Below are 18403 nucleotides of genomic sequence, written 5' to 3' on the forward strand. Positions count from 1 at the left end.
CCCCGAAGCCTTCAGGCGTTGCCGGCAGCCTTGAGGTTCATGTTGGCGGTGAAGTCCAGCATCCGGCGCAGCGGGCGCAGCGCGTCTTCTCGCAGCTCGTCATCCACATGCACTTCCTGGTCGCCATGCTCAAGCACGTGCAGCAGATTCTCCAGACCGTTCATGGCCATCCAGGGACAATGGGCACAGCTTCGGCAGGTTGCGCCGTTGCCCGCGGTGGGCGCCTCAATCAACGTTTTGTTGGGCGCCAGCTGTTGCATCTTGTAGAAAATGCCGTTGTCTGTTGCAACGATAAACTCTTCGTTCGGAAGCGTTTGCACCGCATGAATCAGTTGCGAGGTTGAACCGACCACATCCGCCATCTGTACCACCGCATCGGGTGACTCCGGGTGCACCAGGATTGCTGCATCCGGGTACAGAGCCTTGAGGTCTTCCAGGCCACGGTACTTGAATTCCTCGTGCACGATGCAGGAGCCGTCCCACAGCAGAACGTCTGCGCCTGTGGTTTTCTGTACATAGCCGCCCAGGTGTTTGTCTGGCGCCCACAGGATTTTTTCACCTTTGGCGTCCAGATGCTCAACAATGGCCTGGGCGCAACTGGAGGTGACCACCCAATCGGCCCGGGCTTTCACCGCAGCCGAGGTGTTGGCATAAACCACGACGGTGCGATCCGGGTGCTGATCACAGAACTCGGAGAACTCGTCTGCCGGGCAACCAACATCAAGCGAGCAAGTTGCCTCCAGAGTCGGCATCAGAACCTTTTTCTCCGGATTCAGAATCTTTGCCGTCTCTCCCATGAAACGAACGCCGGCAACGACAACGGTGGAGGCCGGGTGTTGGTTACCGAAGCGCGCCATTTCCAGGGAATCCGCCACACAACCACCGGTCTCTTCTGCCAGCCGCTGGATGTCCGGGTCGGTGTAATAATGCGCTACCAGAACGGCATCCTTCTCCTTCAGAGCCACCTTGATCCTGGCCTCGAGATCAGCTTTCTCTGAGGCGCTCAGGGGCTTGGGCTCCGCCTGATGGGCGAGATGTTCCTGAACCAGAATGCGGTCTTGCGCTTTAGTCATCACTTATTCTCTGATTGACGTTAACGGCCAGAGTATATCACTTCTGCCTTTGGTTTCATGATCCTGCAATGTGGGTATGCCAGGTTGCAGGATAGCGTCCGTCCTGTGGGTATAGGTGGGTTCTTGCGGGCAAAAAAAAAGAGCCTTTCGGCTCTTTTTTCCGCAAACCCCGTGGTGACGGTTTGCCTTGTTGGTGGGTCGTGAAGGATTCGAACCTTCGACCAATTGGTTAAAAGCCAACTGCTCTACCAACTGAGCTAACGACCCCTAACTGGCTGTGCTGGCTTTTCATCCAGCGAACGCGCGGCCAAAACCTCGCACTCTAAATTTGGTGGGTCGTGAAGGATTCGAACCTTCGACCAATTGGTTAAAAGCCAACTGCTCTACCAACTGAGCTAACGACCCAAACGAGGCGCACATATTACTGATATTTTTTTGGTGATCAACCCCTTTTTTTCATGGTCGACCAACTTTTTTCAATGACCGATCAAGATCCGTGCAAGTTGACCAGATACCGATCAACCCTGGGCGGAATCAAGATACTTCTTCGCCAACTCTGCCGCCCCTGAATCGGGGTACTGCTCGACAACGGAGGTCATCCGACGCCGCGCCTCGTCTTTTTCGCCCAGGCGATCCAGAGTCACCCCCAGCTTGTACACAGCGTCCGGCGCCTTGCGATGATCACCATAGCGCGTCGCAACGATGGTAAAAGCCTGACGGGCCTGCTCCAGCTGGGGTTTCGCCAGATAGACTTCACCAAGCCAGTAATAGGCATTAACGGTGAGGTCGCCCTCGGGATAGGTATCCACAAACTCGTACAGGCGGGTTATCGCCGTGTCGTAGTCTTTCTTGTTGCGGATAAGGTCGATAATGTCGTTATAGGTTTTCTGCTCTTCCGGTTCCGGCGAGCGATACACCCGGGTCGGCTTCAGTCTTCCACTGTCTGCTGAAGCTCCCGCTGCAGCCGGCTGCTGTGCAGCACTGGCCCCGGACTCGACGGCCTTGGACAGCTCCAGTATCCGCTGATCCAGATCCACATAGCGGTCCCTGCCCTGCTGTTGCAGGCGACCAATCTGGTGCTGATGTTCTTCAACCTGGCCACGCAGGTCTCGCACTTCGCGCTGCAGTTGCTGAATCATGTAGAACAGCTCTGCCGTGGCCTGGTTGTTGCCAGCCTTACGCTGGGCCTCGGAGCTGTTGTTCTGGAATGCGGGTGTGGACGACTGTGCATGGGCGACTCCCGCCAGGCCAAGGCCCAGCGGGATCAGCACGGCCGCCATGAGCTGTTTTCTCATGGATACGTCCGTCTAGGTCGGTTTTACTGGAATACCAGCTCTACGCGACGGTTCTGTGCCCAGGCACTTTCAGTGGAACCACGCACGGCCGGCTTTTCTTCACCATAGCTTACGGTTTCAATCTGGCCACGGGAAGCGCCGTTTACGATCAGGAAGCGCTGTACGGCATTCGCGCGGCGCTCACCCAGAGCCAGGTTGTATTCCTTGGTGCCACGCTCATCCGCATGGCCTTCCAGGCGTACCTGCTGACGCGGGTTGTCCGCCAGGTAGCGAGCGTGGGCAACCAGCACGTCACGGGCGTCCGGCTTGATTTCGGACGTATCGAAATCGAAGTAGAAGGTGGTGATGTCACGCAGGGCTTCCTGCTCGGCTTGCTCCTGAGCGGCCCGACGCTCGTCATCAGTCAGCTCGGAGGCGGAAACGCCGGAGCCATCCGCACCACCGTAAACGGTAGAACCGCCATCCTGATCAATCGCGGCCACGTCAGAACCGTAAGTACCCTCTTCCATGTTTTCACCGGTGGAGCTACAACCAGCAACCAGGCCGGCGGACAGGAGCATGGCAAACGCTTTTGCAGAGAAAGACATCTTCATCACGTTATTTCCTCTTTTCAGGTCTTCGTTGAATTAATTCAGTTCAGTGCATTTTCAGCGGGTAACCGGCCCCCAGGCCGGCTCCCGCACTTCGCCCTCAGAGGCCGGCAGGCTATACGCCGCGCCTCCGTCTGCGGATACCACGGTCAGTACGCCTTCCCCATTCTGACGGGTTGCGTAGATCAGCAACCTGCCATTGGGAGCCACACTGGGTGATTCATCGGAGCCGGTTCGGGTAATAACCGTCTCTTCGCCGGTCTCCAGGTTCGTTCTGGCAATATGGAAGGCACTGTCGCGCTGATGAACGTAATAGACATAGTCACCCGTGGGGCTCGGTCGCGGCCTGGCGTTGTAGCGACTGCCAAAGGTAATTCGACGCGGCTCAGCCCCCGGGCGTTCCATGTGATAGATCTGCGGCCCACCGGAGCGATCAGAGGTAAAGTAGATACCCCGGTCGGCATGGTCCCATGCGGCTTCGGTATCAATCGCCCAATGGTCGGTCAAACGCGTCAGATTGCGGCTGGCAAGGTCCATTCGGTAAATCTCGGCGTTACCGTCACGGGAAAGCGTCATCAACAGGGAACGGCCATCGGCCGACCAGGCCGGTGCCGAGTTCAGCCCCGGGAAGTCTGCGACCTTCTGGCGCTCACCGGTAGCCAGTTCGTGGACAAAAATAACCGGCTTGCCCGTCTCAAAGGAAACATAGGCCAGTTTCTTTCCATCCGGCGACCAGGCCGGTGACAGAATCGGCTCCCGGCTTTCCAGCCGGACTTTGGAGCGCTTACCATCCACATCGCTGACCTGAAGCCGGTAACGGGTCTGCTCGCCCTCACCAGACACGGTGATGTAAGCCAGCTTGGTGGAGAATACACCGGGAGCTCCGGTAATAGCCTCATACACCCGGTCACTGATGTGGTGGCCCAGCGATCGCAGGTTAGAGGCAGGAACTGCCGCCGTTTCACCAAGAATCCGCTTCTCCTGGTTAACATCAAACAACTCGTAGCGGGCCTGAATCCGATCGCCATTGCGGGTCAACTGACCTACCAGCACATAGCGCTGTCCCAGCATGCGCCAGTCCCGGAAATACACCTCGGAGCGTTCAGAGGGAAGGCTCAGCATTTTCGATGGTTCTAGCGGGCGAAACTCACCACTCATGGTCAGATCTGCCTGCACGATACTGCCCACCTTGTCCCCGGCGGGCATACTGCCACTCTCTGCGAACGGTACAACGGCAATCGGAATGGCCGACCCCGCACCTTCGGTAATGCGGATCAACAGTTCCGCCCGGGCGCCCAGGGATGCCGTTAAAAACAGCACCAGGCAGGCAATAACCGGTGTCTTCAGAAAGCTACCAGAGCAACGGGATCTGCTTTTCATAAACATTATCAACCTCACCGCAGTCTTTGCGGGTTGAATTCAATCGTGAACTGGCGGAAATAACGCTCAAACGTGTCACGATTATCCGGAATGGGATAGCGGTTCAATGATCGGACCGCACTCAGGGCCGAGTTATCAAACGCAGTGTTGCCACTGCTACCGACCAATTTCACACTGGCCAGTTCACCGGTGGGCAACAGTGTGATCTGCAACCTCGCCGTCATGTTTTCAGTCGCTGAGGACGGCGGATACCACGCCTGGCTTAACCGCTCGCGAATCAACGCCTGGTATTTCTCACTCTCGCTCAGCATCTGTGCTTCTCTGGCACGTGCTGCCGCGGCTTCCTGCTGGCGGCGGGCTTCCGCTTCACGCTCTTGCCTGGCCTGATCCGCCAGCGCTTCCAGTTGCTGTTCACGCAGGCGCCTCTCAGCCTCAAGACGTTTCCGCTCCGCCTCTTTGCGAGCTTCCTCTTCGCGGCGCTGGCGTTCAGCCTCTTCTTTCTTTCGCTGCTCTTCCTGGCGGCGCTTTTCTTCCTCGGCCCGGCGCTTAGCTTCTTCTTGCCGCTTGCGCTCTTCCTCAGCTTTCTGCCGCTCCCGCTCTTTGGCTTCGGCTTCCGCTTTCTGGCGCGCCGCTTCACGCTCTCTGGCTTGCTTCTCTGCCAGTTCCTTAGCCTGCGCCTCTTGCTGACGACGCTCTTCTTCGCGCCTGCGAGCCTCTTCCTGAGCCTTCCGTTCCGCCTCCTGCCGGGCTTTTTCTTCAGCCTGGCGCTGGCGTTCGGCTTCTTCCCGCTCGCGCGCCTGTGCCTGCTTGCGCTCCTGCTCTTTATCCGCCTCGTCCTGCTCTTCCACCACCGGTGTCGGCCTTGGTTCAGGACTGATCAGCCGGGCCGAAATACTTCTGGGCTCCGGTTCTGGTGGCGTATTCCACGACCACCCGGCCAGAGCAATACCGAACACCAGCAGGTGCAGCCCTACCGAGACCGCCACCGGCGATTTCAGAGGTGCTTTTCCGGTACTGACGATGTCCCGCTTGTGGCCCTTCAAAATGTCACCATCATCCAATTACTGATTATCATTGGGCGCGTCGGTAATCAGGCCAATCCCGGTGGCCCCGGCAGCCTGAAGCTCAGCCATCAGGCGCACCACCACACCGTAGTCCACGTACTCATCGCCCCGGACGAGCACTTCACCGTTGCTCCGTTGGGACAGAATCTTTGCCACCTGGTTGCGCACCTCGTCCAGCGCCATCGGCTCGCTGGCGTCGTCACCCACTTCCAGGTAGTAGGCGCCATTGCTATCGACAGACACGGTGATGGACTCCACGTCTTTGTCCTGCTGAATCGGATCGGAGGTTGTCTCCGGCAGATCCACCTTCACGCCCTGGGTGAGCATCGGTGCCGTCACCATGAAGATCACCAGAAGCACCAGCATCACATCGATGTAGGGGACTACGTTGATCTCAGACATCGGCTTGCGCCGTTGCTGAGGCATCATTCCCATACCTTTCATCTCGCTACACTCCTGTTACCGCCAGATGGCAACTTATGCTGCAGCCTGATCGCTGTTGTGGACCCGGCGATGCAGAATGCTGGAAAACTCTTCCGCAAAGGTTTCATAGTTCTTCAGCAAGGCGTCGGACATGGCCGAAAACCGGTTATAGGCAATGACCGCAGGGATGGCCGCGAACAGGCCCATCGCCGTGGCAATCAACGCCTCAGAGATACCCGGCGCCACCGTGGCCAGCGTGGCTTGCTGCACCTGGGCCAGCCCGCGGAAGGAGTTCATGATGCCCCACACGGTACCGAACAGGCCAACGTAGGGACTGGTGGAACCGACCGTCGCCAGGAACGGCAGATGGGTTTCCAGGCGCTCTTGCTCCCGGGAAAAAGCCACGCGCATGGCCCTTTGGGTACCTTCCATCACGGCGTCGGCATCCCTGCTCTGCTGACGAAGGCGGGAGAACTCCTTGAACCCTGCCCGGAACACAGACTCCATACCGGAAAACGGCGTTGGCTCCGCACTCACTTCTTTGTAAAGCTGGCCCAGATCCATGCCGGACCAGAACCGGTCCTCAAATTCCAGCTGAGCCTGACGGGCTTTCCGGAAGACCTGCAGGCGCTGGAAAATCAGTGCCCAGGAGACGACCGATGCCAGCATCAGCAACAGCATGACCAACTGCACCAAAATCCCTGCATTCGCAATCAGATGCCAGACTGACAGTTCCGTTTCCACTGTTCACTCCCAAGTAGTTTTGTAAATCTTTCAACAAATTATACGAAATTCTTAAGAATTTCCTGCATATTTTCCGGAAGACGCCGGGGTTTGCCGGTATCCAGTGCAACACAGGCCACACGAACGTCTGCATCACACAGCAACTGCCGATCATCCGCGCGATACACGCATTGCCGAAAGCCCATCCAGACCCGGGATGCCGCTTTCAGCTCAGCCGTAACCAGCAACTGATCATCCAGCTTCGCGGGCATCCGGAAGTGCAGATTCATCTTTTGCACCACGTAGCTGATGTTGTGCTCCAGCCCCGCACGAAGCCCGACACCCTGGCTACGGACCCACTCCGTTCTGGCACGCTCCATGTAGTGCAGGTATTTGGCATGAAAAACAATGCCACCGGCATCTGTATCTTCTATGTAGACCCGAACCGGCAATTCAAAGCTGGCAGAGGGATCACTCAAACAGGTCGTCCTCCCGGCCGGATCTGGGCGGCACCACTCCGAAATGCTGGTAGGCATTCGACGTTACCATACGCCCTCTCGGTGTACGCACCATGTACCCCTGCTGAATCAGGAACGGCTCCAGTACGTCCTCAATGGTACCCCGCTCCTCACTGATTGCGGCCGCCAGACTCTCCACACCCACCGGGCCACCATCAAATTTCTCGATCATGGCCAGCAACAGGCGACGGTCCATGTGGTCGAAGCCCTGGCTGTCCACCTTCAGCATGTTCAGTGCCTGGTCGGCAATATCCGCCGTGATATGGCCATTGGAGCGCACTTCCGCAAAATCCCTGACTCGCCGCAACAACCGGTTGGCAATCCTCGGGGTTCCCCGGGACCGGCGGGCAATCTCGAACGCCCCAGCCTCGTCGATTTCCACCGACGACAGCCGGGCCGAACGGGTAATAATATGGGTGAGGTCCTGGTGATTGTAGAACTCCAGGCGCTGGACAATGCCGAACCGGTCTCTCAGTGGCGACGTCAGCAGACCAGCACGAGTGGTTGCCCCAACCAGCGTAAACGGCGGCAGATCCAGCTTGATAGACCGTGCAGCCGGCCCTTCACCAATCATGATATCCAGCTGATAGTCTTCCATGGCCGGATAGAGCACTTCCTCCACCGCCGCACTCAAGCGATGGATCTCGTCGATAAACAGGACGTCACCTTCCTCGAGGTTGGTGAGCATGGCAGCCAGGTCTCCGGCCTTTTCCAGTACTGGGCCGGACGTCGTCTTGATCGAGACACCCATCTCATTGGCAATGATGTTGGCCAGAGTGGTTTTACCAAGCCCGGGAGGGCCGAAAATCAGCACATGATCCAGCGCTTCCTGGCGGCCCCGGGCAGCGGAGATAAAAATCTCCATCTGTTCGCGTACCGTAGGCTGGCCCACATACTCGGAAAGCAACGTCGGACGGATGGCCCGATCATGCACTTCCTCATATTCTCCGGCCTTGGCCGATATCAATCGGTCCGATTCAATCATGGCATTATCCGCTTGCTGGGAATAAACAACATGCCCGCTGGCTCACCCTGTAAGTCAGGTTGCACCAATTGTACAAAGGGGCGCTTGTGAGTCACGTTACGCTCTATACACATTGGTGTCATGGTTCTGTGGCCATAGCCGACACAAAAACGCCGGGTTGTTACCCGGCGGGAATCATATTCTTCAGGGCCAGACGTATCAGCGTTTCGCTATTCATATCCGGGCCGGCCACCTTGCTGATCGCCTTGGCCGCCTCCTGGGGCTTGTAGCCAAGCGCAATCAATGCGGCCTCAGCCTCCTCCCGAGGGTCAGGCCCAGCCTGATTCGCGGTAGCCGCCCCGGCTCCAGTCGGCACATCGGGCTGAGACGGGACGAACTGCCCTTCCAGCTGCCCTATCCTGTCGGCCATTTCAATCAACAGCCTCTCGGCCGTTTTTTTGCCGACACCGGGCAGTTTGACCAGCGAATTCGCGTCCCGAGCCTCGACACAGCGGATGAATTGCTGTGCATCCAGGCCCGACAGAATGCCCACCGCAAGTTTGGGGCCAACACCGTTAACCTTGATCAGCAGCCGGAACAGATTTCGATCCAGACGGGAGGCAAAACCATAAAGGCTCTGGGCGTCTTCACGAACGGCGAAATGGGTATGAAGGGTCACTTCCTGCCCGGTCTCGGGCAGATGAAAAAACGTGGTGTAGGGAATGTCAATTTCGTAACCCAGGCCGGAACATTCCACCAGCGCCTGCCCGGGAGACTTTTCAATCAGCATTCCTCGGATTCGACCAATCAAACGGGCTCTCCTGTCGCGGCAAACCGCCGCTTATGGTTGGCGTACGCGGCCGCTTCTGACCTTACCTCCGGTCCTGGCCATACGTAATACACTCTGGTTCATATGGGCATGGCAGAGGGCAATGGCCAGGGCATCGGCGGCATCCGCCTGTGGTTTTCGGGACAGCCCCAGAAGCGCCTGCACCATGTGCTGCACCTGGGATTTATCCGCTCCACCAGTACCCACCACCGCCTGCTTCACCTGCCGGGCAGAATACTCATGGACTGCCAGGCCGCTGTTGGCGGCACTGACGATTGCAGCTCCCCTTGCCTGACCGAGCTTCAGGGCCGAGTCCGGGTTGCGCGCCATGAACACCTGCTCAATAGCGAACTCCTCCGGGCGATATTCGCCAATCAGCACGGCGAGACTGTGGAAAATAGTCTGCAGCCTCTCCGCCATTGGCTTTTCACCTACTCGGATGCAGCCACTGTCGAGGTACTCAAGAAGCCGGCCTTCAGAACGAATAAGACCGTAACCGGTGATGCGGGAGCCGGGGTCTACCCCCAGGATGATTGCCATCCGCCTACCCTCGGAAGTGAGAGAGTCTGGCCGTGCCGGAGATGGCGCGCCACCTCCGGCATCGTGCCTTTACTCTTTATTTTCTGCCTTGTTGCCTTCAACGGCTTTAGCAGAACGGCGCAGACGAATATGCAGCTCCTTCAGTTGCTTCTCGTCTACCTCGCCCGGCGCCTGAGTCATCAGACAGGTGGCGCTCTGGGTTTTCGGGAAAGCGATGACGTCGCGGATTGACGAAGAACCGGTCATCAGCATCACCAGACGATCCAGACCAAAGGCCAGACCACCGTGAGGCGGGCAACCAAATTTCAGGGCATCCAGCAGGAAGCCAAACTTGGCACGAGCCTCTTCCTCTCCGATACCCAGGATACGGAACACCGCTTCCTGCATTTTCTCGTCGTGGATACGGATAGAACCACCGCCCAGCTCGGTACCATTGAGCACCATGTCATAGGCGCGGGACAAGGCGTTCGCCGGGTCTGCTGCCAGCTCTTCCGGGCTGCAGGACGGCGCCGTGAACGGGTGGTGGATAGCGGTCAGATTGCCATCCGGCAGTTCCTCGAACATCGGGAAGTCAACAACCCACATTGGTGCCCACTCGCAGGTAAGCATGTTGAGGTCGTGACCTACCTTGATGCGCAGGGCGCCCAGGGCTTCATTCACGACGGTAGCCTTATCGGCGCCGAAGAAGACAATATCGCCGTCTTCTGCACCTACGCGTTCCATGATGGCCAGCGCAACGTCGTCACCCAGGAACTTCACGATTGGCGACTGCAGGCCTTCGGCACCCTTGGTCAGTTCGTTTACCTTGATGTAGGCCAGGCCCTTGGCACCGTAGATACCAACAAACTTGGTGTAGTCATCAATCTGTTTACGGGTAAGCTCGGCACCCTTGGGCACCCGCAGTGCGGCGACACGGCCCTTCGGATCTTTGGCGGGACCTGCGAACACCTTGAAGTCCACGCTTTCCACCAGATCACCCACATCCTGAAGTTCCAGAGGGATACGCAGGTCCGGCTTGTCGCTGCCATAACGCTGCATGGCTTCAGAATACGGCATGCGCGGAAACTCCGGCAGCTCAACATCCAGCACATCCTTGAACAGGGAACGAATCATTTCCTCGTTCAGGCCCATCAGGGTTTCTTCATCGATGAAAGAAGCCTCGATGTCCACCTGGGTAAACTCGGGCTGACGATCGGCACGCAGATCCTCATCGCGGAAACACTTGGCAATCTGGTAGTAGCGATCTACACCAGACACCATCAGCAACTGCTTGAACAGCTGCGGCGACTGTGGCAGAGCGAAGAAGGAACCTTCGTGGGTACGGCTCGGTACCAGGTAGTCACGGGCACCTTCCGGGGTGGCACGGGTCAGGATCGGGGTTTCCACATCCATGAATCCGCGGCTGTCCAGGAAGTTCCGGATGTAGCTGGTCACACGGGAGCGGAACCGCAGACGGTTGATCATCTCCGGACGACGCAGATCTACGAACCGGTAGCGGAGGCGAACATCCTCGCCCACGTCGACGTGCTCATCCAGCGGGAACGGCGGGGTGGCGGCTGCGTTCAGAATGACCAGCTCTTTGCCCAACAGCTCGACCTGGCCAGTGGGCATGTTGTTGTTCTCGGTACCCGCGGGGCGACGACGAACGCGGCCGGTCACCTTGATAACAAATTCGCTGCGGACTTTCTCCGCCAGAGCAAAACTTTCAGGGGTGTCCGGATCGACCACAACCTGAGACATGCCATCCCGATCTCGCAGATCCAGAAAGATGACCCCACCGTGGTCACGGCGGCGGTGTACCCATCCGCAGAGTGTGACTTCCTGATCGATGTGAGATTCGTTAATCCCACCGCAATAATGGCTGCGCATATCGGTTCCCGTTCGTTCTGAATGTGTTCGCGTTGAATCAAAGAATTTGGGCGGCTATAGCCGAAAAGCCGCCCATTATAAACACAATGACTTTGAAAATCAGGCGTCCGGAAACAGAATTGACACCGGATATCCGGCAGCGGGATGACTATCAAAAAACCGGGGGCTAGAATGCATGGTTTGACCGGACCATGGAGTAAGACGTTGGCCACCCGAGCGGAACAGAAACTGAAAACCCGTCGAGCACTGATGGACGCTGCCCTCGCCCAACTGAGCGCAGACCGGGGCTTTGGCAGCCTGAGTTTGCGGGAAGTCGCCCGGGAGGCCGGCATTGCCCCCACATCCTTTTATCGGCACTTCGCCGAGCTGGACGAGCTTGGCCTGGCCCTGGTGGACGAAGGCGGCGTGGCTCTGCGACAGCTGATGCGCCAGGCCCGTAAACGTATTGCCCGGGACGGCAGTGCGATTTCCACTTCGGTGGACACCTTCATGGAGTACCTGGGTAACAACGCCAACCTGTTCCGCCTGATGCTGAGGGAGCGCACCGGCGTATCCAAGCCTTTCCGGACGGCGGTGAAAGCAGAAATCGACCATTTCGTAACGGAGCTGGCCGACGATCTTGGCCGGTTTGCCGACGAACAGAACAAACCCCTGGCGGAAGCCAGGATTGTCGCCGAAGCCATGGTCACACTGGTCTTCAATCAAGGCGCCGAGGCGCTGGATGCAACCCCGAAAGAGCGAGAAGAACTCAAGCAGAAATTGAAAACCGAGCTGAGAATGATTCTGGTGGGTTCCCAGACCCTGGCCCAGTGGCAGCAGGGTCTGGATTGAGCTACTAAATCTTAGGCAAGTTGCTCAAGTAGCGGCTGCAGCTTTGCTTTCACACTGGCTAGCTGCTCTTCTGTGTAAGGTACAGGAGGCTGCTTGCCCCACACCGGGCCCGGCCAGGCCGGGTCGCCCTGATAGCGGACAATATAATGCAAGTGCAACTGGGGCACCATATTGCCCAGCGCTGCCACATTCATTTTGTCGCCACCGAACAGTTCCATCATCCCCTCACTCAATGCAGAGGACTCGAACAGCAGACGTTGCTGCTGCTCGTTCGGCAACTCATAGATTTCCCGAATGCCTGATACGCGGGGTACCAGGATAACCCAGGGCCAGGTGTTGTCGTTCATCAGCAAGACATCGCAGAGACGACTCTCTCCCAGCTTGTGGGTATCCGCCGCCAAACGCTCATGAAGCTGGAACATCAACACCCTCCCCGACCATCAGACCGCTGAATGAAACTGGTTACGGCCGCGGCCAATGGCGTAGTAGATCAGGCCATGACGCTCCAGCATTTCCGGCTCGTACAGGTTGCGGCCGTCAAACACCACCGGCTCACTCAGGGTGGAGGCAATCACATCAAAGTCCGGTGAGCGGAACTCTTTCCACTCGGTGCAGATCACCAGTACGTCAGCACCCTTCAACGCCTGTTCCTTGGTACCGCACAAAGTCAGTCCGTCGTGATCCCCGTAGATGCGCTGGGTTTCCTCCATGGCTTCCGGATCGAAAGCCTGCACCTTCGCACCGGCTTTCCAGAGATCTTCCATCAGGGTGCGGGAAGATGCTTCGCGCATGTCATCTGTGTTGGGCTTGAACGCCAGACCCCAGAGCGCCACGGTCTTGCCCTTCAGATCACCCTGAAAGTAGTGCGAGACCTTGTCGAACAGCACATGCTTCTGGGCATAGTTGACGGCTTCCACGGCATTCAGCAGCTTGGATTCGTAATCACAGTCTCGGGCGGTGCGGGCCAGGGCCTGCACATCTTTCGGGAAGCAGGAACCGCCGTAACCGCAACCCGGGTAAATAAAGTGATAACCGATACGCGGGTCAGAACCGATACCCCGGCGAACTTCTTCAATATCCGCACCCAGCCGCTCGGCCAGGTTTGCCACTTCGTTCATGAAGCTGATCTTGGTAGCCAGCATGGCATTGGCCGCGTACTTGGTCAGCTCAGCAGAACGGATGTCCATGAAGATCATGCGATCGTGGTTACGGTTGAACGGGTAATACACTTCCCGCAACACATCCGCCGCCTTTTCGCTCTCGGTACCGACCACAATCCGGTCCGGCTTCATGAAATCGTTGATGGCAGCGCCTTCCTTCAGGAATTCCGGATTGGACACAACATCAAAATCCAGTTCCAGCCCCCGCTTGTCCAACTGGGCACGAACCGCCGCCTTGACCTTGTCACCAGTCCCGACCGGTACGGTGGACTTATCCACCACCACCTTGTAATCCTCCATGTGCTGGCCGATTGATTTTGCGACTGCCAGGACGTACTGCAGGTCCGCAGAACCATCTTCATCCGGCGGCGTGCCAACGGCGATAAACTGAAGGGTGCCGTGTTTGACCGCTTCCTCAGTGTCCGTGGTAAACGAAAGGCGACCAGCCTCTACGGTGTGCCTGACGATGTTGTCCAGGCCTGGCTCGTAAATAGGAATCTGGCCGTTCTTCAGCTTTTCGATCTTGCCTTGATCCACATCCATGCAGAGCACCTGGTGTCCGACATCCGCCAGACAGGCGCCAGTCACAAGGCCGACATAACCGGTTCCGAAAATCGTAATCTTCATGCAACTTTTCCTGAAAATTTAGAATGAAAACTGTCAGTGGCCTGCTTTCTTTTGCTGCCAGATCTTTTCCCAGGCCAGCGCGGTCCGCACAATGGTGTTCAGATCATCAAAATCCGGCTGCCAGCCCAGGACACTCTTGATCCGTGTATTGTCAGCCATCAGCGCCGCCGGGTCACCGGCTCGGCGTCCGGTTTCCTGTACCGGGAAGTCAACACCGGACTCGGCTTTCACCACATCAATCACTTCACGCACGGTGAAGCCACGGCCATAGCCGCAATTGAGCACCTGAGACTCGCCGCCTTTGGCCATATAATCCAGCGCCATAACATGGGCCTTGGCCAGATCTTCCACATGGATGTAGTCGCGGACACAGGTGCCGTCACGGGTCTCGTAGTCGGTGCCAAACACGCTCATGCCATCTCTCTGCCCGGTCACGCACTCGCAGGCAACCTTGATCAGGTGCGTTGCCTCCGGCGTTGCCTGCCCCAACAAGCCGTCCGGGTTGGCGCCGGCCACATTGAAATAGCGCAGAATCACGTAATTCAGACTGCTGGCAGCGGCGAGGTCCATCATCATGCGCTCGCTCATCATTTTCGAGGCACCGTAGGGATTGATGGGCGCCAGCGGAAGGTCTTCCGTCAGTACGGTTTGTTCGGGCATACCGTAAACCGCTGCGGTGGAGGAAAACACCATGTAGGGAACCTGATAGCGCTCAACCATCTTGAGAAGATTCAGGGTGTTCCGGGTGTTGTTGCTGTAGTACTTGAGGGGGTTGGAAACGGATTCCGGTACCACGATATTGGCGGCAAAGTGCAGTACCGCCTCGAACTTATGCTGCGAAAAAACCGCACTGAGGGCTTGCTCATCGGCAAGGTCGCCCACCACCAACTCGCCGGCGGTCACGGCCCAGCGATAACCGGTAGACAGGTTATCAAAAACGACAATGTCATGACCTGCCGCCGCCAGCTGACGCACAACGTGACTGCCGATATATCCGGCACCGCCGGTAACAAGTACTTTCACGCAGAGTTACTCCTTCCCTGAATTCTGTTTACGCCGCCGCCGAATCTCTGCCCGCCGCCGGCTGAAAAAATCACTGATAACCTGGCCGCACTCGCCTTCCAGGACACTGCCTTCCGCTTCTACTTGCCAGTTAAGGTGGGCCTCGTCCAGCGTACGCCGGGCAGATTCTACCGCACCCGCTTTGGGCTCGCGGGCACCATAAACAAGGCGGCTGATTCGGCTGTGCACAATGGCGCCCACACACATGGTGCAAGGCTCAAGGGTGACGTATAAAGTTGCCCCGGTCAGCCGGTAGTTCCCCACCCTGGCGGAGGCATCCCGCAAAGCCCGAATCTCCGCGTGGGCTGTGGGATCACAACCGGTAATGGGCGCATTGTAACCCACGCCCAGCTCCTTACCATCACGGACAACAATCGCGCCAACGGGCACTTCGCCTATCGAGGCCGCCCGCTCCGCCAGCATCAGTGCACGGGCCATCCAGTATTGATCATTCTTTGGTGAATCCGACATAAATGCGGCTCTACTGATAGCGCCCTATACAACTACGATAGTGGCCAACCCCGAAAGCGCCACGAAAATACCATTATTCGCCGTCTTAACCAAGCGACGGCCCCGGGCGCACCCGCACTGAAAGAAGATTTTTTACTCAGACAACTGTCATACCGTTTTACCTTTCGGGGCCTATACTGACATACGTCATGTTTCAATCAGTGCAGTCCGTGCAAGACTTACAAGGACCTGAATCGCATCTGCAGCCGCAGATCCTTCAAGGAGAGAACATTATGAAAGCATTGGTATTTCACGGACCAGGAAAGCGTAGCTGGGAAGACAAGCCACAGCCTGCAATCGAGAAACCCACAGATGCCGTGGTGCGCATCACCCATACCACCATTTGCGGCACCGACCTGCACATCCTGAAAGGCGATGTGCCAGCGGTCACGAAAGGTCGCACTCTCGGCCACGAAGGCGTGGGAGTGGTCGAAGAAGTGGGTGACGGAGTAAGTAACATCAAGGTTGGCGACAAAGTGTTGATTTCCTGCGTCACCTCCTGCGGGCGTTGCGACTACTGTAAGCGCGGCATCTATGCCCACTGCCGGGACGGCGGCTGGATTCTGGGGCATTTGATCGATGGCACCCAGGCCGAGTATGTACGCATCCCCCATGCCGACAACAGCCTGTACCACCTGCCTTCAGGAATGGACCCAGCTGCCGCGGTGATGCTCAGCGACATCCTGCCCACAGGACACGAGATTGGCGCTCTCGCCGGCGAAGTCAAACTGGGGGACACAGTCGCCATCATCGGCGCCGGCCCCATCGGACTGGCCGCCGTAATGACCTCCCGCTTCTACTCACCGGCGCGTATCATCATGATTGATCCGGACGAGAACCGCCTGGCAATGGCCAGGATGCTGGGGGCCACAGACACCATCGCCCGAGACCCCATCGAAACCATCAAAGAACTGACCAACGGTGAGGGTGTAGACGTTGCCATGGAGGCGGTCGGCATACCTGAGACCTTCGATATCTGCCAGAGCATCATTCGCGCTGGCGGCAACATCGCGAACATCGGCGTACACGGCAAAAGCGTGGAATTCCGGCTGCAGGACCTGTGGATCAAAAACATCACGGTACGCACCGGCTTGGTGAGCACCAACACCATTCCGGTGCTGATGAAGGTCGTCGAGAGTGGCGATGTGAAGCCGGAGGACCTGGTCACACACCGCCTCAAGCTCAACGATATCGAAAAAGCCTACGACATCTTCAGCCAGGCGGCGAAGGAGAAAGCAGTCAAGATGTTGCTGACCGCCGAATGACGACCTGAAAACGAAAAAAGGCGGCAAGCATCCCTGCTTGCCGCCTTCCGGCTCTAGCCTGCCCGACTCATTCCCATTCAATGGTTGCGGGCGGCTTGGACGAAATATCGTAGGTCACCCGTGATACACCGGAAATCTCGTTGATAATCCGGTTGGATACGGTTTCCAGCAGTTCGTACGGGAGCCGCGCCCAGCGTGCGGTCATAAAGTCCACGGTTTCCACGGCACGGATCGCGATCACGTATTCGTAGCGGCGGGCATCACCCACTACACCCACGGATTTCACCGGCAGGAACACGGCAAAGGCCTGGCTGGTCTTGTGGTACAGGTCAGCACGATGCAGTTCTTCCAGGAAGATCGCGTCGGCACGACGCAGAATGTCCGCATACTCTTTCTTGACCTCGCCGAGGATACGAACCCCCAGCCCCGGCCCCGGGAACGGGTGGCGGTAGACCATGTCGTACGGCAGGCCAAGCTCGAGGCCGATCTTGCGGACTTCGTCCTTGAACAGCTCGCGCAGCGGCTCTACCAGTTTCATCTTCATGGTTTCCGGCAAGCCACCCACATTATGGTGGGACTTGATGACATGGGCTTTACCGGTTTTGGACGCAGCGGATTCAATCACGTCCGGATAGATGGTGCCCTGGGCCAGCCAGTTCACATCCGTGATCTTCGCGGCTTCCGCATCGAACACATCAATAAAGGTATTACCGATGATCTTGCGCTTCTGCTCCGGATCGTTCACGCCCTTGAGCTTGGACAGGAACAGGTCTTCAGCGTCTACACGGATAACCTTAACGCCCATGTTACTGGCAAACATGTCCATCACCTGATCGCCTTCGTGCAGGCGCAGCAGGCCGTTGTCCACGAACACGCAGGTAAGCTGGTCACCGATGGCTTTATGCAACAACGCCGCCGTAACCGAAGAATCCACACCACCGGACAGGCCCAACAGCACCTTGTCGGAACCCACCTGCTCGCGAATCTGCCGAACGGCATCGTCGACGATCTTGGCCGGGGTCCACAGAGCCTCACAGCCGGAGATGGTCAGGACAAAGTGCTCGAGGATGCGCTTGCCCTGCAGGGTGTGAGTCACTTCCGGGTGGAACTGAACGCCGTACAGGTTGCGGCTCAGGTCCTGCATGGCAGCAATCGGCGCGCTCTCAGTGGAGGCCAACAGCTCGAAGCCTTCCGGCATGGCGACCACTTTGTCGCCGTGGCTCATCCAGACGTCCAGCAGGGAATCACCAGCCGGCGTCAGGTGGTCGGTAATGTCTGCCAGCAGCGGGCCCTTGGCACGAACCTTCACCTGGGCATAACCGAACTCGCGCTTCTCGGAGCTGGCCACCCGGCCACCAAGCTGCTCGGCCATGGTCTGCATGCCGTAGCAGATACCCAGCACCGGGATGCCACGATCAAACAGCCCCTCCGGGGCACGCGGGCCACCCAGCTGGGTTACCGATTCGGGGCCGCCCGCCAGAATAATACCCTTGGGATTGAACTCGTTAAGTTCGTCATCGGTGATATCGAATGCCTTGATCTCGCAGTAAACCCCGATTTCACGAACGCGGCGAGCGATCAACTGGGTGTACTGGGAACCGAAATCGAGAATCAGGATACGGTGGTCGTGAATGTTCTGGGCCATGGAGTCCTCGGGCTGTAAAGAAACAACGCGGCCCG

Annotated in this window: 19 protein-coding genes and 2 tRNA genes; 2 read left to right on the top strand and 19 right to left on the bottom strand. The window is 57.8% G+C overall.

Going from position 1 to position 18403, the window contains the following annotated elements:
* Window positions 1–11: 11 nt before the first annotated feature.
* The 14 genes from nadA to aspS form a co-directional block, all read right to left on the bottom strand.
* On the bottom strand, window positions 12–1073 hold the full coding sequence (gene nadA / locus Q675_RS21105; protein WP_011785179.1) for a quinolinate synthase NadA: 1062 nt from the start codon (window positions 1071–1073) through the stop codon (window positions 12–14).
* Window positions 1074–1264: 191 nt separating this feature from the next.
* Window positions 1265–1340, bottom strand: a tRNA-Lys gene (locus Q675_RS21110).
* Window positions 1341–1402: 62 nt separating this feature from the next.
* A tRNA-Lys gene (locus Q675_RS21115) sits at window positions 1403–1478 on the bottom strand.
* A gap of 113 nt (window positions 1479–1591) precedes the next feature.
* Window positions 1592–2368 carry a tol-pal system protein YbgF gene (gene ybgF, locus Q675_RS21120; protein WP_023010424.1) on the bottom strand — a complete coding sequence of 259 codons (777 nt, stop codon included), beginning with the start codon at window positions 2366–2368 and terminating at the stop codon, window positions 1592–1594.
* A gap of 23 nt (window positions 2369–2391) precedes the next feature.
* Window positions 2392–2961 carry a peptidoglycan-associated lipoprotein Pal gene (pal, locus tag Q675_RS21125; protein ID WP_023010425.1) on the bottom strand — a complete coding sequence of 190 codons (570 nt, stop codon included), beginning with the start codon at window positions 2959–2961 and terminating at the stop codon, window positions 2392–2394.
* A gap of 54 nt (window positions 2962–3015) precedes the next feature.
* The gene (gene tolB, locus Q675_RS21130; RefSeq protein ID WP_051995584.1) at window positions 3016–4338 is read right to left on the bottom strand and encodes a Tol-Pal system beta propeller repeat protein TolB; all 1323 of its coding nucleotides are present in this window, start codon (window positions 4336–4338) and stop codon (window positions 3016–3018) included.
* 14 nt (window positions 4339–4352) lie between these two features.
* The gene (gene tolA, locus Q675_RS21135) at window positions 4353–5381 is read right to left on the bottom strand and encodes a cell envelope integrity protein TolA (protein WP_206769660.1); all 1029 of its coding nucleotides are present in this window, start codon (window positions 5379–5381) and stop codon (window positions 4353–4355) included.
* 18 nt (window positions 5382–5399) lie between these two features.
* The gene (tolR, locus tag Q675_RS21140) at window positions 5400–5846 is read right to left on the bottom strand and encodes a protein TolR (protein ID WP_011785184.1); all 447 of its coding nucleotides are present in this window, start codon (window positions 5844–5846) and stop codon (window positions 5400–5402) included.
* Between the two features lie 33 nt (window positions 5847–5879).
* Entirely contained in the window at window positions 5880–6569 is a 690-nt protein-coding gene (gene tolQ, locus Q675_RS21145; protein ID WP_011785185.1) for a protein TolQ, read from the bottom strand.
* A 38-nt stretch (window positions 6570–6607) separates the two neighbouring features.
* Window positions 6608–7027, bottom strand: coding sequence for a tol-pal system-associated acyl-CoA thioesterase (gene ybgC, locus Q675_RS21150; RefSeq protein WP_011785186.1), 420 nt, complete (start codon window positions 7025–7027; stop codon window positions 6608–6610).
* Window positions 7020–8051 carry a Holliday junction branch migration DNA helicase RuvB gene (gene ruvB, locus Q675_RS21155; RefSeq protein WP_011785187.1) on the bottom strand — a complete coding sequence of 344 codons (1032 nt, stop codon included), beginning with the start codon at window positions 8049–8051 and terminating at the stop codon, window positions 7020–7022. The genes ybgC and ruvB overlap by 8 nt, the downstream gene beginning before the upstream one ends.
* A 160-nt stretch (window positions 8052–8211) precedes the next feature.
* Entirely contained in the window at window positions 8212–8841 is a 630-nt protein-coding gene (ruvA, locus tag Q675_RS21160; protein WP_031210969.1) for a Holliday junction branch migration protein RuvA, read from the bottom strand.
* Between the two features lie 30 nt (window positions 8842–8871).
* Window positions 8872–9399 carry a crossover junction endodeoxyribonuclease RuvC gene (gene ruvC, locus Q675_RS21165; RefSeq protein WP_011785189.1) on the bottom strand — a complete coding sequence of 176 codons (528 nt, stop codon included), beginning with the start codon at window positions 9397–9399 and terminating at the stop codon, window positions 8872–8874.
* 69 nt (window positions 9400–9468) lie between these two features.
* Window positions 9469–11268: an aspartate--tRNA ligase gene (gene aspS, locus Q675_RS21170; protein ID WP_014421259.1), complete on the bottom strand. Its 1800-nt coding sequence runs from the start codon at window positions 11266–11268 to the stop codon at window positions 9469–9471.
* A gap of 204 nt (window positions 11269–11472) precedes the next feature.
* Between aspS and fabR the strand changes: the two genes are divergently transcribed.
* A complete protein-coding gene (gene fabR / locus Q675_RS21175; protein ID WP_014421258.1) occupies window positions 11473–12099 on the top strand; it encodes an HTH-type transcriptional repressor FabR in 627 nt (208 codons plus the stop codon).
* 11 nt (window positions 12100–12110) lie between these two features.
* On the opposite strand, the gene Q675_RS21180 is transcribed toward fabR, so the two are convergent.
* The 4 genes from Q675_RS21180 to tadA are packed head-to-tail and all read right to left on the bottom strand — an operon-like array spanning window position 12111 to window position 15419.
* Window positions 12111–12521: an HIT domain-containing protein gene (locus tag Q675_RS21180; RefSeq protein ID WP_023010429.1), complete on the bottom strand. Its 411-nt coding sequence runs from the start codon at window positions 12519–12521 to the stop codon at window positions 12111–12113.
* Between the two features lie 18 nt (window positions 12522–12539).
* Window positions 12540–13886 carry a UDP-glucose dehydrogenase family protein gene (locus Q675_RS21185; RefSeq protein WP_023010430.1) on the bottom strand — a complete coding sequence of 449 codons (1347 nt, stop codon included), beginning with the start codon at window positions 13884–13886 and terminating at the stop codon, window positions 12540–12542.
* Between the two features lie 33 nt (window positions 13887–13919).
* On the bottom strand, window positions 13920–14909 hold the full coding sequence (gene galE, locus Q675_RS21190) for a UDP-glucose 4-epimerase GalE (RefSeq protein ID WP_023010431.1): 990 nt from the start codon (window positions 14907–14909) through the stop codon (window positions 13920–13922).
* A gap of 6 nt (window positions 14910–14915) precedes the next feature.
* Window positions 14916–15419 (bottom strand): tRNA adenosine(34) deaminase TadA, encoded by a 504-nt coding sequence (gene tadA / locus Q675_RS21195; protein ID WP_011785195.1) that lies wholly within the window; start codon window positions 15417–15419, stop codon window positions 14916–14918.
* A gap of 272 nt (window positions 15420–15691) precedes the next feature.
* On the opposite strand from tadA, the gene Q675_RS21200 reads away from it, so the two are divergent.
* Window positions 15692–16723, top strand: coding sequence for a zinc-dependent alcohol dehydrogenase family protein (locus Q675_RS21200; protein ID WP_011785196.1), 1032 nt, complete (start codon window positions 15692–15694; stop codon window positions 16721–16723).
* Between the two features lie 67 nt (window positions 16724–16790).
* Here Q675_RS21200 and guaA read toward each other — a convergent pair whose 3' ends face one another.
* Window positions 16791–18368, bottom strand: a complete 1578-nt coding sequence (gene guaA, locus Q675_RS21205; RefSeq protein ID WP_023010013.1) for a glutamine-hydrolyzing GMP synthase — start codon at window positions 18366–18368, stop codon at window positions 16791–16793.
* Window positions 18369–18403: the final 35 nt, after the last annotated feature.

The organism is Marinobacter sp. EN3, from assembly GCF_000475315.1.
Classification (GTDB): domain Bacteria; phylum Pseudomonadota; class Gammaproteobacteria; order Pseudomonadales; family Oleiphilaceae; genus Marinobacter; species Marinobacter nauticus.

Excerpts from the sequence above, each read along its gene's own strand:
- tolR (WP_011785184.1), bottom strand. The coding sequence starts at position 5,846 with ATGAAAGGTATGGGAATGATGCCTCAGCAACGGCGCAAGCCGATGTCT.
- Q675_RS21180 (WP_023010429.1), bottom strand. The coding sequence starts at position 12,521 with ATGTTCCAGCTTCATGAGCGTTTGGCGGCGGATACCCACAAGCTGGGA.
- ruvB (WP_011785187.1), bottom strand. The coding sequence starts at position 8,051 with ATGATTGAATCGGACCGATTGATATCGGCCAAGGCCGGAGAATATGAG.
- pal (WP_023010425.1), bottom strand. The coding sequence starts at position 2,961 with ATGAAGATGTCTTTCTCTGCAAAAGCGTTTGCCATGCTCCTGTCCGCC.
- ruvC (WP_011785189.1), bottom strand. The coding sequence starts at position 9,399 with ATGGCAATCATCCTGGGGGTAGACCCCGGCTCCCGCATCACCGGTTAC.
- ybgF (WP_023010424.1), bottom strand. The coding sequence starts at position 2,368 with ATGAGAAAACAGCTCATGGCGGCCGTGCTGATCCCGCTGGGCCTTGGC.
- tadA (WP_011785195.1), bottom strand. The coding sequence starts at position 15,419 with ATGTCGGATTCACCAAAGAATGATCAATACTGGATGGCCCGTGCACTG.
- aspS (WP_014421259.1), bottom strand. The coding sequence starts at position 11,268 with ATGCGCAGCCATTATTGCGGTGGGATTAACGAATCTCACATCGATCAG.
- tolB (WP_051995584.1), bottom strand. The coding sequence starts at position 4,338 with ATGAAAAGCAGATCCCGTTGCTCTGGTAGCTTTCTGAAGACACCGGTT.
- guaA (WP_023010013.1), bottom strand. The coding sequence starts at position 18,368 with ATGGCCCAGAACATTCACGACCACCGTATCCTGATTCTCGATTTCGGT.
- Q675_RS21185 (WP_023010430.1), bottom strand. The coding sequence starts at position 13,886 with ATGAAGATTACGATTTTCGGAACCGGTTATGTCGGCCTTGTGACTGGC.
- nadA (WP_011785179.1), bottom strand. The coding sequence starts at position 1,073 with ATGACTAAAGCGCAAGACCGCATTCTGGTTCAGGAACATCTCGCCCAT.
- Q675_RS21200 (WP_011785196.1), top strand. The coding sequence starts at position 15,692 with ATGAAAGCATTGGTATTTCACGGACCAGGAAAGCGTAGCTGGGAAGAC.